Genomic DNA, 275 nt, shown 5'->3' on the forward strand with positions numbered 1-275 from the left:
ATAACAAGTCAGCCAGCTGGGCGTTGACTTCCCGCTGCCACTGAATGCTTTCCACCACCAGGGTTGGCCACACCGACCACAACTGATAAAAGATAAGAGCCATGACGCATACAAACGTTGCGCTGACATACCAACGACGCGGGTCTATTTTGCTTTGTGCCATTGACTTTATCTCTTCAACTGACTCAAGAATTTCACCTTGCTCTGTATCCGGCTGCTTGATGAATCGATTCATTTTCCGGCTGCAGTGTGCTCACAATGCATTTGCACGGTTT

At 48.4% G+C, this 275-nt stretch carries 1 pseudogene; it reads right to left on the reverse strand.

Features of this window, described 5'->3' with window-relative positions:
• Nucleotides 1-235 (reverse strand): annotated as a pseudogene (locus ACYP03_RS26085) (hypothetical protein); the annotation flags it as partial.
• Between the last annotated feature and the right edge of the window lie 40 nt (nucleotides 236-275).

The sequence above is a fragment of the Photobacterium sp. R1 genome, assembly GCF_054600795.1.